At 48.0% G+C, this 15,222-nt stretch carries 9 protein-coding genes and 1 pseudogene; all 10 read right to left on the minus strand.

Going from position 1 to position 15,222, the window contains the following annotated elements; all coding sequences use genetic code 11:
- Positions 1-14 precede the first annotated feature (14 nt).
- Positions 15-1,534, minus strand: a pseudogene (gene adh, locus MKY22_RS09320) (aldehyde dehydrogenase).
- A 194-nt stretch (positions 1,535-1,728) separates the two neighbouring features.
- Entirely contained in the window at positions 1,729-2,253 is a 525-nt protein-coding gene (locus tag MKY22_RS09325; RefSeq protein WP_035407390.1) for a TraR/DksA C4-type zinc finger protein, read from the minus strand.
- A 68-nt stretch (positions 2,254-2,321) separates the two neighbouring features.
- Entirely contained in the window at positions 2,322-3,104 is a 783-nt protein-coding gene (locus MKY22_RS09330) for a hypothetical protein (protein WP_341088496.1), read from the minus strand.
- A gap of 261 nt (positions 3,105-3,365) precedes the next feature.
- Positions 3,366-4,508 carry a mannitol-1-phosphate 5-dehydrogenase gene (locus tag MKY22_RS09335; RefSeq protein WP_341088497.1) on the minus strand — a complete coding sequence of 381 codons (1,143 nt, stop codon included), beginning with the start codon at positions 4,506-4,508 and terminating at the stop codon, positions 3,366-3,368.
- Positions 4,509-4,510: 2 nt separating this feature from the next.
- A complete protein-coding gene (locus tag MKY22_RS09340; protein WP_341088499.1) occupies positions 4,511-4,948 on the minus strand; it encodes a PTS sugar transporter subunit IIA in 438 nt (145 codons plus the stop codon).
- Positions 4,949-4,982: 34 nt separating this feature from the next.
- Positions 4,983-6,428, minus strand: a complete 1,446-nt coding sequence (locus MKY22_RS09345) for a PTS mannitol transporter subunit IICB (RefSeq protein ID WP_341088501.1) — start codon at positions 6,426-6,428, stop codon at positions 4,983-4,985.
- A gap of 177 nt (positions 6,429-6,605) precedes the next feature.
- The gene (locus MKY22_RS09350; protein WP_341088502.1) at positions 6,606-8,618 is read right to left on the minus strand and encodes a BglG family transcription antiterminator; all 2,013 of its coding nucleotides are present in this window, start codon (positions 8,616-8,618) and stop codon (positions 6,606-6,608) included.
- Complete coding sequence (locus tag MKY22_RS09355; RefSeq protein WP_050678288.1) at positions 8,611-8,904, minus strand: hypothetical protein; 294 nt, start codon at positions 8,902-8,904, stop codon at positions 8,611-8,613. The genes MKY22_RS09350 and MKY22_RS09355 overlap by 8 nt, the downstream gene beginning before the upstream one ends.
- Before the next feature lie 157 nt (positions 8,905-9,061).
- On the minus strand, positions 9,062-10,528 hold the full coding sequence (locus MKY22_RS09360) for a glutamate synthase subunit beta (RefSeq protein WP_341088504.1): 1,467 nt from the start codon (positions 10,526-10,528) through the stop codon (positions 9,062-9,064).
- Positions 10,525-14,997, minus strand: a complete 4,473-nt coding sequence (gene gltB, locus MKY22_RS09365) for a glutamate synthase large subunit (RefSeq protein ID WP_341088505.1) — start codon at positions 14,995-14,997, stop codon at positions 10,525-10,527. The genes MKY22_RS09360 and gltB overlap by 4 nt, the downstream gene beginning before the upstream one ends.
- Positions 14,998-15,222: the final 225 nt, after the last annotated feature.

Genomic DNA, 15,222 nt, shown 5'->3' on the forward strand with positions numbered 1-15,222 from the left:
ACGTCCTTTCCGACTTAGAAGAAACCGAGTTTATTCGGGTTGTAACTAACGAGTAGGTTTTTCGTCCGTTGGTAATGGTTGAGCATCATCTTATGGTTTTCACGTCCGATCCCTGACATTTTGTAACCACCAAACGCCGCGTGAGCTGGATATTGGTGATAACAGTTCGTCCAGACGCGTCCTGCTTCGATCGCACGCCCAAACCGATAAGCACGGTTCATATCACGTGTCCAGACGCCCGCACCAAGACCATATAACGTATCATTCGCAATTTCGAGTGCTTCTTCTTCCGTCTTGAATGTCGTGACCGATAGAACCGGTCCGAAAATTTCTTCTTGGAAGATTCTCATCTTATTGTGTCCTTTGAAGATCGTTGGTTGGATGTAATATCCTTCTGCGAGATCCCCTTCGAGCATATTGCGCTCTCCACCGATGAGACATTCTGCGCCTTCCGACTTACCGATTTTAAGATACGAAAGGATTTTCTCCATCTGTTCGTTCGAAGCTTGAGCCCCCATCATGACGTCCGAATCAAGAGGATTTCCGATCTTGATGGCTTTGACGCGCTCAAGAACACGTTCCATGAACGGCTCGTAAATTGATTCTTGAATCAAGGCACGCGACGGACACGTACAGACTTCTCCTTGGTTCAATGCAAACATCAGTAATCCTTCGATTGCTTTATCGAAGAAGGCATCATCTGCCTGCATGATATCTTCGAAGAAGATGTTCGGTGATTTCCCACCAAGCTCGAGTGTGACCGGAATCAGGTTCTGTGATGCGTACTGCATGATCAAACGTCCTGTCGTCGTCTCACCCGTAAAGGCGATTTTGGCGATTCGTTTGCTTGAAGCGAGTGGTTTCCCTGCCTCAAGACCAAATCCATTGACGATGTTAAGAACACCTGGTGGAAGTAAGTCTTCGATGAGTTCAACGAGTACCATGATGCTTGCTGGTGTTTGTTCTGCTGGTTTTAAGACGACACAGTTTCCTGCCGCGAGAGCTGGTGCTAATTTCCAGACAGCCATTAAAAGCGGGAAGTTCCACGGAATGATTTGACCGACGACGCCAAGTGGCTCATGGAAGTGATACGCGACCGTATCTTGGTCAAGTTCACCGACCGAACCTTCTTGGGCACGGATGACGCCGGCGAAATAGCGGAAGTGATCAATTGCAAGCGGTAAATCCGCGTTGAGTGTCTCACGGACCGCTTTCCCGTTCTCAAGTGTCTCTGCATAAGCGAGCATCTCAAGGTTTTCTTCCATCCGATTCGCGATTTTATTTAAAATGTTTGAACGTTCCGTTACAGACGTCTTCCCCCATGCTTCTTTTGCGGCATGCGCTGCGTCAAGAGTCAGTTCGATGTCTTCCTTACCGGAACGAGCGACTTGGCACAATACTTTACCCGTGACAGGTGTTACATTATCAAATATTCTCCCCCGACAGGTGCCGTCCACTTTCCATTGATGTAATTTTCATACCGTTCCTTGTACTGTACCTTTGACCCTTGCTTGTTCGGAATGTCATAAATCATGCGTTATTTCCTCCCTCAACTAAAATGGTCAAGCAGTGAGACGGATTCTTGTATGCGCTTACATTTTAATATAGGCTAAAACAGCCCCTCGATACCATCGTACCAAAATTATATGAAAAGTCAAAAAATTACGGTAACTATTTGTGATTTTTTCGAGAAAAAAACATCTCCATTTTCGGGAGATGTTTTGCCGGTCAAGACCGTGTCGGGTCAATCCCGTCTTCTTGGTCAGACGGTGTATCGGAACTACCGAAATCACTTACTTTCGAGAATCCATCCGTATCACCGTCGATGTCTTTCCCGCGGGCAGTGACAGATGGATCAAGTACATCTTCTTCACTTGGTCGCGAATTCGGATCGTTCTCGTTTTGTTCTGCTTCTTCTTTTGCATGCTCGATACATAATAACGTTTCCGGAATGATATCAAGACGTTCAATCTCAATCTCTTTTCCGCATACTTCACAAATACCATACGTCCCGTCCTCGATCGCTTTTAGGGCACGATCCACATCCGACAGCATATCCTCTTGCATGTCCGTGATCGCTTGATCGCGTTCCCGCAAGAACAATTCATCGCCGGAATCGGCAGGATGATTATCGTAACTCGACAATTCACCTTCATCGTAATCCGTATCGCGTTGTTCGATGTTTGATGTCGTCTTTTCTTTTTCCTTTAATAACCGTTGCTTGAATTCTTCCGTCTGTTGTTTAGATAACATGATTGTTCGACTCCCCTTCGTTAGAACCTCTGTTAAGAATGTAGCCTATTCGAAGAAGAATTAAACCATCACGAACACTTATAAGACCGAATTGATCCATGAAGATCACAGATGACCGTCATGCATTCATTCCCATCGTTAAAACAAATCTGATGTGATCGTCCATTCTTGGATGTCGTGATGTCATCAATCCACAGTTGCGAAGCATCTGCTGAAGACAGCATCGCGATTTTGTCGCGAATCATGAATAAATCAAACGGTAACAGATTCAAGGATTGAATCGTCAAACCATGTTTACGGAAGAGTGGATCAAGCTGATATTGCGAGAGACTGTACAAACACTTCTCGGCCCCACCAATCAACAACTGAATCGAATGGGAGGGTTCATGACTATCGATGCGCTCCTTGTGCAGGATAATTCGTCCTCGAACACCAGACTCATTGAAAATTCGTTGCGTATCCTCTTGTGAAAGGCGTGGTCCACCTTCCTTAACCTTTAAGACGATGTGGGCGAATTCCGCGAAATCCGGTTTTCCGATTTCAAGCGCTGGGATATGACGGACTTCTTCACGTTCAATGATTTCAATCAAGTCACGCTCGACTTGGATGCTGACCGTATCTGTTGAAAAGACACGGACGTCGATCACGAATTGATCAAGTACCGCATTTACTTCGATCGTATACGTTAAATCTAGGTTTTTTTCTTGCTCAACCAACAATCGATTCAAGATGAGTTGATGCAATAAATGGACTGGTGTACGTGAAGAAAACTGACTCGAATAAATCAAATGCTTCGGTCCGGTTCCTTTTGTTGCTTTTGGTCGTGTTCCGTTTAATCTATATACATTCACTTTATAATTCAACATATGATCACCTTCTCTTACCTGAAAAATCGGAATAGAGATGTTCCGTTCATATAGCGTACAATGTATTTTAATCGCTAAATATTCGTTTTCGAATATTCCGAATTTAATATACAAATTGTAATCAAATTGTGATAGTAAGATTTTTAGAAACTGCTTTTTTCGTTGATACCAAGACATATTTAAATCGCAAACTAAAAACACCCTCCACAGATATGAAAGGTGTTCGGCTTACAGAGTTATTCATTCTTAAGCAATCGAATTGACTTGTTGTTGCATCGCTTCATAATGTTCGACGATTCGAGATCCAAGTGGATCCGTTGCTGACAGTTGTAGATATGCGTTCAGCGCATCTTCGATTCCATGTTTCGTAATATACGCATTTAATTCTGAAGATTCTGAATCATTTGGATCGAAATAGGTTAGGGCTGCTGCGATCCCACGCGCTAATCCATCTGCTTCGATGCCACGCTCCATCAATTCCTTTGCTGGTTTGACGAGTCGGTCACTTGGACTCAGTTTACGAATCGGGGAACGAGCGACACGTATGATTTCATCATGAATCCGCGGGTTTTCAAAGCGTTTCATATTCTTTTGGATATACGCACTATGATCGACCGGATTAAAGCCGTACTTTTCAAGTAATAGCCATCCTGTTTCGTAAAGTGCTGTCTGGACACCACGACGGATGCGTGGATCCGTTAAACTTTCAGCGATTGTCTCTTTATGGAATAGTGCTCCGAGATAAGAAGCGATCGCATGTCCCGTGTTGACAGTGAACAGCTTCCGCTCGATGAACGGTTCGATGTTCTCGACATAGGTGACGCCTTCGATCCGTGGATAGGCTTCCGGTAGTCCAGTCGTCTCAATCACCCATTCGAAGAATTCTTCCACTTCGACGTACAACGGGTCTTCATGATGCTGAAGCGGCACGATCCGGTCAACCGCTGCATTCGGGAAATACCAGTTTTCCGCTACCGGCTGATGTTTCGCCACCTCTGTTTGCAAGTGTTTTGACCCACCAATCATGTTCTCACACGCAATGACGTAGACAGGTGTCTGTTGATCACGTTGACGTAACCCTTCCGCGATCAAAGGAGCCACTTTCGACAACAAGCTCGGGCCGACAGCTGTTGTAATCACATCTGCATCGCGAATCGCTGCAATGACTTGATCCGGTTCAGATAAACTGTTGAGTGCTGTCACGCCGTTGACCCGTTCACGTCCTCCTCTTTCAGAGGCATAACCGACCTCATAGGTATGGCGTGCTTTTAATGCATCGACGACCGTCGTATTGACATCTACGAAACAGACTTCGTAACCCGTCTTGACAAGTTGTAAGCCGATGAAACCACGTCCGATATTACCGGCACCAAAATGGATGGCTTTCATGGTTACACCTCCGCTGTCAATAAGGCGATGATTTCTTCTTTTGATGTCGCTGCCACGATACGCTCGACGTTCTCCTCATCGGAGCAAATGACCGCGATATTTGATAACAACTCGAGGTGTTCGTCCCCGACGCCAGCGATGCCGATGACGAGTCGTGCTTGTTCCCTTCCGAAAGCTACGCCTTGCGGTACTTGTAGAATCGATAGCCCCGTTTTCTTGACTTGTGATTTAGCCGACTCTGTTCCGTGGGGAATCGCGACATGATTACCGATATAGACCGTTGATAAAGCGTGACGCTCTTGCATTGAATCGATATAACCCGCTTCGACATATCCATGATCGACGAGGAGTTGACCGGCAGCCGTAATGGCTGCCGTCTCGTCTGCGAATTGTTGGTCCAATAATACAAGTTCCGGTGAAAGGTTCATTGTCGTTGTCATGTTTATTCCTCCTTGAATATCTCTATCTTTATTTTTAAGAAATCTTATTTCTTGCTGTTTCGATCTCATGAACGAGTTGATCATAATATCCGGCATTTAAGAAATTATCGACTGATCGGTGTTCTGCCGTTGGTACTTGTTCCTTCGCCCGCTCCGTCAAATCACGATGCGTGATGATCAGTTCGGCGTTTGGCGGCAATTGACTGATCGACGTATTCGTTACCTTGATCGGTAAGCCCGCTTTATTGATCTTATTGCGAAGGACGGATGCTCCCATCGCACTCGATCCCATACCAGCGTCACAAGCGAAGATGATATGTTCGACTTCCGCAAGTGGTTTGGCATCAGCTGAAACGAGTGTCGAGGCAATCGATTGTTTTCCTTTCATCGCACTGACGTTCGCGCTTGCTTCTTCAAGGGATGTCTCTTTTGCTTTGCTTGTCTTCAGCAGAACAGTTGAGACAACGAAGGTCACAGATGCTGAAACAAGGACACCTGCAATCAATCCGACGTAAGAACCGCGTGATGCCATTGCGAGGACCGCGATGATACTACCTGGTGAAGCGGGTGCGACTAATCCGACATCAAACAGGACGAAGGTGAGGATACCACTCATGCCACCTGCAATCATCGCAAGCAACAAGACTGGCTTCATCAAGACGTATGGGAAATAGATTTCGTGAATTCCACCGATGAATTGGATAAATGCTGCACCGGGTGCTGTTTTCTTCGCTGCACCAGAACCGAAGAACGAGTAAGCGAGTAACAATCCGAGACCCGGACCGGGGTTAGCTTCGAGTAAGAACAGAACTGATTTACCCGCCTCGTTTACTTGGTCGAGACCAAGTGGACTTAAGATGCCGTGGTTAATGGCGTTGTTCAAGAATAAAATTTTCGCTGGTTCAATGAACATACTCGCTAATGGTAGCAAGTGTGCACTGACGATCGCACCAACTGCTGCAGCCATGATGTCGTCAAGACCTGTCATGAGTGGTCCGAATACTTTGAATCCACCGAGCATCAACAACCCACCGATGATTCCGACCGAGAAATTGTTGACGAGCATTTCGAGACCTGGTTTGATTTTTCCTTCGATCAACTGATCGAACTTTTTGATGACGTATCCGCCAAGTGGTCCCATGATCATGGCACCGAGGAACATCGGAATCTCTGTTCCGACGATGACCCCCATCGTCGCGAGCGTCCCGACGACGCCTCCTCTGACGTCATGCATTAATTTCCCGCCTGTGTATCCGATCAGCAACGGTAAGAGATAGGTGATTGTCGGACCGACGAGTTCACCGAGTTCCTTATTTGGTGCCCATCCAGTTGGGATGAACAGTGCCGTGATGATCCCCCAGGCGATGAATGCACCGATGTTCGGCATGACCATACCGCTTAAAAAGCTTCCGAACCGTTGAACTTGTACACGGATGCCCCGTGCTCCATTTTGAGCTGTCGCCATTGCGTTAGCCTCCATTTCGTGTATGAGTTGATAAGATGATTGCTTTGCTATGACCTTATTGTAAGAGTACTGCAAGCGCTTACTCAATCTTTCCTAGTTCAGTCTTTGTCCAAGAAGTTGGACAGACTGAAAAGAAGCCTGCTTGACGTGAAAAAATCCCTGTCACTTCAGGAATGGAGTGACAGGGATTTTTCAAGTGTGACCTAGGAATTGATCAATGACCGTTCGAAACGTTCGATTCAAAAGCAGACGAATCGTCTGTTCCTCCCCGAACTCGAATTGATCCATTTGTTCGGGACTCTCGATGATCGCAGCACTGATCGAACTGAGTAATTCAAGCAGTTCGTTCGAGGTCTCTTCCGGTGCGACCAAGACGAGGAGCCGTTCGACGGATTGTAACTGTTGATCCATTCCGAGCAAGTCGATCGGTTCAGGCAATTCAAAGATGAGAAATCCCCCTCGTTGAATCGTCGCATCGCGTCCGTGAAACAGCGCAAGCCGCGTTCCCGGAATACCAAGACCTGACATCTCATGACGACGTAGCAATTGTCCAGAGAGCGAAACAGCTGACTTCGCTAATCTTTGCTCGACCATGCGTGTACTGATTTCAAACAAGAGCGATTCAATCCCATCGCCCACGCGCTCTAACCGTTCCATTCGGAATCCGTCCGATACTTGAATGGACGATGCAACGAGCCGATGCAATTGCTCAAGATCGAGCCATTCCGTTTTCGTCTTTCGCGGTGCCGGTTGAAAGGATTTAGGCAAGGCGAGAATTAATTTCCGGATACGTTCGACCTCATCCTGAGGAAGCAACGGGTTGACGAGAAGATGTGGTGGGCGAATATCAGGCAACGGCACAGTCGACAAAACGAAGTCGTACGAGTCGATTGGTAACCGTTCGATGCCAAAAAGGGACGAGTTATCGATGTGCTCGAGTTCAGCGAATTCTTGCCGTAACCGGTTCATCAATAACTTCGAAGAACCGAGTCCAGCAGAGCAAACGACGAGAACACGATATGGTAGTTTAGGTGTCGGTTTACTCAGGACAGCTCCGAAATGCATGACCCAAAATGCTAAATCTACGTCTTCAAATGTCGCATCGGTGAAGATAGACAGCGCTGCTTGTTTGACCGCATCGAACAAGCGCGGATATTCCCGTTCGATTTGTTTGATGACATAGGACGGATTGACGCTATTTTGACGTGTGTACGATTGAATATGCGAAACGAGTCCGCGTTCTAGCGCATGATCCTTCGTAAAGTTCGTTCCATATAGTAAGGAGACATGCTCAATCAATCGTTTTACACGAAGGCGCGTGACGAGTTCTTCCGTATCCCCTGCGTCCGATTGAAAGAAAGCACGCAATTCTTCTGATAACCATTGGCGTTCAGCAATCGACAACGTGTCAGGTAAACGCTCTTCGACGCGTTCCACCCATTTGAGGATTTCGACCGGATACGCTTTTAACTCGTAACGCATCGGAAACTGATCTTTGCGTAACGCTTGTAAAGCTAAGCTGAGTGTCGCACGCATGATTTGTCGGTCATTGAGACGCCCTTCTTTCGTCAATGGTGCTATGACCGCGTACGCTTGATTGATCATCTCAAGCCAGGATGTTCGATTCATGCGTAACAGATGAGGTAATTGCCCGGCGTCGCCTTGTAACAAGCGATAGAAAGCAAGAACATCCCATTGCGTAAAGATCAATGAAATCAGTAAACGGCGTTTGTTGATTTCTTCGCCGATGACTTCGGCACCAATACCTTTTTTTCGCTTGATTTCAAGGTCATATTGTAGAAACCATTCATCAATCCGCTCTAAATCCTGGCTAACCGTGCTCGGAGCCACATACATCGCATGGGCGATCGCCTGTAATTTGACCATCCCTTCTTCTTGTAGTAGCCGATACGCTAACTCGACTTGGCGATCTTCAGCGTTCGGTAATTGTTTATGTGACAACAAGAGTTGGTCCCGTAATGCATGTTTGGCTTCGTCTGTTCCTTCAATTAAGAGACCTCTGCCGCGGACATATGTCAAACGCAAGTCATAATCTTCTAAAGATTGGGCAAGACGATCGCGTTCACGTTGAATCGTTCGTTCCGATGTCTCGAGTGTTTCCGCGATCTCTTGTATTTGAACAGGTTCTTCGCGTGATAAGAGGAAAAATAAGATATCATGTTCCCGTGGTGTAAATTCAGTCATGCAGCCTCACTCTTTTCTGCCAAGATTCGAGGATGACATCATATGCAGTCGGATCAAGAACCCGATCGACTGGATGCACCGAACAATGTGTTTTCCATACGTGTCGATGGACGAGTTGCGTTTCTCCGACGATAAAAGATGCCTGATCAGGTAGTTCTGCGATCCGACATGTCTTAACGTCTGTCGTAATACCGCATTCAAGTAAGCGCTTTCTTAAAATCGTAGCACCCATGACACTACTCGCCATTCCACTCTCGCATACGAAATAGATGATTTCTGAATTCATCTGTCATACCTCCTCTTCATTTTATAAGAATAGCAGAAATATTTTCGGTGTTTCACCTTGAAACAAAATCAATAGTTATTTTTGAACTGGCAGCTTTCTTTGCCAAACACAAAAAAGCCTGGATTTCTGATGATGCCAGAAATCCAGGCTATGTGATTTAGCCTGTTTGTTGCATTGCTTTTAAATAGTGTCCGACGGCTTCCGCTACTTCACGACCTTCGCGAATCGCCCAGACGATCAATGATTGACCCCGTCTTGCGTCACCTGCGGCAAATACGCCTGGCCGGTTCGTCGCGTAACGCGTCGTCTTGATTTTTCCACGTTCCGAGGCGACCGCTAAATGTTCGAGTACATTCTCTTCGACACCACTGAATCCGATGGCGATCCAGACTTGATCGACCGGGAAGTAACGATCGCTCCCTTCGATCTCCTCAAAGATCACTGCTCCCGATTCATTTTTTGTTTTCGTTGTCTGAATCGTCCAGACACCCGTGACTTGACCCGATTCACTTGTTGTGAATCGCTTGATCGCGATCAAGTATTCACGAGGATCCCGACCGAATTGTTGAAACGCTTCTGCGTACCCATAATCGATGGAGTAGAGTGACGGTGTATCCGGCCACATGTTTCCTGTTGCACGCGTCGTACCCGGTTGTTCATGTTTACCGAATTGGACGACGGAGCGACAACGTTGACGGAGTGCTGTTGCCACACAGTCCGCTCCGGTGTCGCCTCCACCGATGACGAGAATATCTTTATCTTTTGCGTCATGATCAGCAGACAACGGTTCTTGCGAGAGCACGTGACGTGTTACCCCTGTCAAATAATCCATCGCATAACCGACTCCACGCGTTGGCGCATCCATCAATTTGCGTGGTTCCGTCGCGCCGACACATAAGATGACGGCGTCATACTCCGCTTCAAGTGTCTCGAGAGTGATATCTGCGCCGATCGTGACGTTCGTCCGGAAGTGAACCCCTTCCGCTTCAAGCAAATCAACACGGCGCTGTACGACCTCTTTATCGAGTTTCATGGCTGGTATACCGTACGTGAGTAATCCGCCAATCCGATCTTCCCGCTCAAAGACCGTCACTTGGTGACCGGCTTGATTCAGCTGATCGGCAGCCGCAAGACCGGCAGGACCAGATCCAACGATGGCAATCGAACGTGTCGATCGTATTGCTGGAATTCGGGGCACGACCCATCCTTTTTCGAAGCCAATGTCGATGATCGTCCGTTCGATATCTTTGATCGCGACCGCAGGTTCATGAATCGACAACGTACACGATCCTTCACATGGCGCTGGGCAGACACGACCCGTGAATTCTGGGAAATTGTTCGTCTCAAGAAGGCGATCGAGTGCCTCTTGAAAACGTCCTTCTTCTACGAGCAAGTTCCATTCTGGAATCACGTTATAGACTGGACAACCAATCTTCACTTGATCAAATACTTCCCCTACATGGCAAAACGGGGTGCCACAATCCATACATCGACTTGCTTGTTGACTCGCTTCCGCTTCCGTCAAAGCCATCTTATATTCCTTAAAGTCACCCACCCGTTCGCTTGGATGTCGTTCCGTCCCACCCGAACGAGCAACTGTCATGAATTGATCGCGTCGTTTCATCGTACCCCTCCTGTTCTGCGCCCTAGATGTGTCTCAAATGCGAGCAACATCGCTTCTTCGGTGTTGTGTCCTTGTTTTGCGAAATCAGCCATCAACGTCGTCACTTTCTCATACGTCGAAGGAATGACGCGGATGAACGAATGAATGACATGATCCCAGTTCGCTAGAATCGCATCTCCCTGCTCACTTCCGGTCCGTGCGACGTGACGTTCGATGAACGTCTTCAGTCGCGCAATCTCTTCGACATGCGTGACAGGTCCCGTCGAAACGAGTTCGCGGTTGACACGTTGTAAAAATTGTTCAGGATGACGCGGCAAGACATAGGCGACACCACCTGACATACCGGCAGCAAAGTTTTTTCCGACATCGCCAAGGACGACGACGGATCCACCGGTCATATACTCGAGTCCATGGTTGCCAATTCCTTCGACGACGGCGACGGCTCCACTGTTTCGAACCGCAAATCGCTCACCTGCCTGACCGTTGACATAAAGTTCTCCACTCGTCGCCCCGTAAAGTGCGACGTTACCAATGATCGATTGATCGGACGAGACGAACGAAATCGAACGTGGAGGATGAACGGCGATGATACCCCCGGACAATCCTTTCCCGACGTAATCATTTGCTTCTCCCGTGACATCAAGTGTTACTCCGCGTGGTAAATACGCGCCTAAACTTTGTCCGGCAGATCCATTCAGTTCGAGTTTCAATCGATCCGTCGGCAGACCAAGGGCCCCAAACCGTCTTGTCAGCATGGCACCGGTCTGTGTTCCGATCGCACGGTCTGTATTTTGAATCGTTAAACGTAATGTCTGAGGCTGACTGAAATCTGCCTCCTCCAAATACGGCGAGATTTCACGCGCGTCAAAGGAACGCTCAACATGATGCTGTTGTTGTTCAGCCGGACCGTGTGTCACATGGACGAGGAGACGCGAAAAATCAAGACTCTTCGCTTTCCAATGTGTCCGTTGTCGCTCCGATGGTTCGAGTAAATCCGTACGCCCTACGAGATCTTGCAGCCGTCTTACACCGAGTTTCGCTAAATGTTCTCGTACTTCCTCAGCAATGAACGTCATGAAATGGACGACGTCATCGGCAGATCCCGTGAATTTCTTACGGAGCTCTGGATCTTGCGTCGCGACACCAACAGGACACGTATCGAGATGACAAGCACGCATCATGATACATCCGACGGCGATGAGCGGAGCTGTCGCAAACCCATACTCATTCGCTCCGAGCATCGCGGCGAGGATGACGTCGCGACCAGTCAATAGCTTTCCGTCGGTTTCAAGGACGACACGCTCGCGCAACCCGTTTAATGTCAACGTTTGGTGCGTCTCAGCAAGACCAAGTTCCCATGGCAGTCCGGCATGTTGAATACTCGTCTTCGGCGAGGCACCCGTGCCGCCGTCATGACCACTGATGACAATGACGTCCGCAAGCCCCTTCACAACTCCAGCCGCGATCGTTCCAACGCCACCTTTTGCGACAAGTTTGACGCTAATCCGGGCTTGATCGTTCGCACGTTTTAAGTCATGAATTAACTGGGCCAAATCTTCAATCGAATAGATATCGTGATGTGGTGGTGGGGAAATCAATCCAACACCCGGTGTCGATGCACGCACCCGTGCGATCCACGGATAGACTTTTTCACCCGGCAATTGACCACCTTCTCCGGGCTTCGCACCTTGTGCCACCTTGATTTGTAATTCGTCCGCGTGAACGAGGTAATGACTTGTCACCCCAAAACGACCAGAGGCGATCTGCTTGATTCGGCTCATCCGGAAGTCACCATTTTCATCCCGTTCGTATCGTTCCTCCTCTTCACCGCCTTCACCACTATTACTCTTTCCGCCTAAGCGGTTCATCGCGATCGCAAGCGTCTCGTGCGCTTCTTTTGATAACGAGCCGTATGACATCGCACCCGTCTTGAAATATTTGACGATTTCGCTGACAGGCTCAACTTCTTCAATTGGGATCGCCGTCGTCTCCTTGAACGTCAACAGATGTCGTAGCACCGTTGCCGGTTCCTCCTGAATGCGTTGAGCGTACTTTTGATAAAGCCGGTAATCATTCGTCCGGCATGCGTGTTGCAACAAATGAATCGTTGCTGGGTTAAAGGCATGATGTTCTCCCGCTTGACGGTACCGGAAGACACTGCCGGATTCTAAATGAATCCGTTCGTCTGCAATCTGTTGTGCTCGTCGGACTTCTTCTTCCATCAGTTCAAGCGTCATCCCGCTCAATTGAGAAACCGTACCTGTGAAATGCTGGTCGATGACGGCGTGGTCGATTCCGACTGCTTCAAAGATTTGCGCCCCCCGGTAACTGAAGACCGTCGAAATGCCCATCTTCGACATGACTTTGACGACGCCTTCCGTGACAGCCTTTTGATAACGTTTGTCGACATCCTTAAACCGATCCCCTACTGCTTCTTCAAGCGTTGCGTATGCCAGGTATGGATAGATCGCATCCGCACCGTATCCGAGCAACGTCGCGACATGGTGGACTTCACGAATCTCTCCCCCTTCAACGATCAAGCTGAGATTTGTACGTAATCCCTTGCGGATCAGCGCATGATGAATCGCACTCGTCACTAAGAGGATTGGCATCGGCAATGTGCCGGGGCGTACGAGACAATCCGATAATGTCAATAATTCATACCCGTTTCGTGCAGCGGTCACAGCCTCATCAACGATTATGTCGAGCGCTTCTGCAAGCGAGTCGGTGAACGTCGTCGAAATCGTTTTTTGCTTAAGCCCACAATGTTTCAGCGCATGGGCTTCGTCTGGTCGCAGAATCGGGGTCTCTAAGCGAACACGACGACAGTTCGCGCGGTTCGGCGTCAGCAGTTCCCCTTGTCGACCAAGCCATGTCAGCGTCGAGGTGACGATCTCTTCGCGTAACGCGTCGATCGGTGGATTCGTGACTTGTGCGAACAGTTGCTTGAAATATCGGAACAAGGATTGAGGGCGTTCACTTAAGACCGCTAGCGGTATATCCGTCCCCATCGCACCTAACGGATCCTTTTGTTCTTCGACGAGCGGGATCAAGTATTGATCGATATCTTCACGCGTATATCCGAAGTGTCGTTGTTTCGTTCCAAGTTCAACGAGTGTTTCCTTGAAGTCGTTACTTGAAAGGGACACGACTTCTTGCGCGAGCCACTCCGCGTAGGGATGACGTGTCGCTAGCTCCCGTTTAATCTCTTCGTCTGTGATCAACTGACCGGACGCAAAGTCGAGTAAAAGCAGTTCACCCGGTGCTAATCGTTTTTTGTACAGGATGTCTTGTTCACGAAGAGGGAGTACTCCTGCTTCTGACGACAACATGAAGTGACCATCGCGTAACAATACATATCGCGCTGGACGTAAACCGTTTCGGTCAAGCGTCGCACCGATCTGTTTTCCGTTCGTAAAGACGATTGCAGACGGACCATCCCATGGTTCCATCATGCTACTGTGGTACTCATAATACGCGCGCTTCGCCGGTCTGATCTCAGCATGTTCGAATGGTTCCGGTACGAGCATCAGTGCTGTCTCAGCGAGCGAGAGTCCGGACAGATGGAGAAACTCAAACGCATTATCAAGCATCGACGAGTCGCTACCTGTCTCATCTAGAATCGGTAACACTTCCTCTGCCCGATTACCATACGTCGTCTCAGCAAGTCGACGTTCTCGACCGCGCATCGCCCGAATATTTCCTTGCAACGTATTGATTTCGCCGTTGTGAATCAAATAACGGTTCGGATGGGCACGTTTCCAACTGGGGAACGTATTCGTACTAAAACGTGAATGCACAATACCAAATCCTGATTGATAACGTTCGTCTCGTAAGTCATCGAAGTACGCACGCAATTGATCCGTCGTCACGAGTCCTTTGTAAACGATTGTTTCACTCGAGCTACTGAGGACGTATTGTTCAAGACCGAGTTGTTCCGATTCACGTTCAAATGCGCGACGAATCAAAAAGAGTGTTCGTTCAAATGTCAATCCTTCCATCGCCTGTGCACCAATGAAACATTGACGAATGACTGGCTCCGTGCGGCGGGCACCCGACCCAAGCACTTCGGACTGAACAGGTACGGTACGCCATCCTAAGACGTCTTGTCCTTCCGTCAAAATGATTGACTCTAACGTTCGTTCGAGTCGCATCCGTTCCCGTTCCTCACGTGGTAAGAACATCATGAAAACGCCATAATCCCCTTTTTTAGGGAAGGAAATGTGACGAACCGTTTCACGAAATAACCGATCGGGTAATTGCGTTAAAATACCCGCCCCGTCTCCGGTTTTCGCATCGCTTCCTTGTCCACCACGGTGTTCCATTTGACAAAGCATGGCCAATGCATGTTCAACGATTTCATGACTCGCTCGTCCTGTTTGATGTGCGTAAACCCCGATCCCGCACGCATCATGTTCCATACGAGGGTCGTATAATCCCTGCTGTTCAGGGTATTGATGAAATGTCATAGTAGCACTCTCCTTGCCTTCTTAATTTTCTGTATATTCAGTTAAATTATACTTTACACCCTTTTATGTTTATTCGCTACTATGCATAATCTCCATTTTATTTAAGCTTCAAAGGTATAATTACCATATATCAACATTGATAACGCTTACATAAACTTGGATATTCATTCAATATTTTTTTTGGTTGAATTCTACACTTTGTGCGCGTATTACTTTGCCCGAACA

Source organism: Exiguobacterium sp. FSL W8-0210 (assembly GCF_038006045.1).
Lineage (GTDB): Bacteria > Bacillota > Bacilli > Exiguobacteriales > Exiguobacteriaceae > Exiguobacterium_A.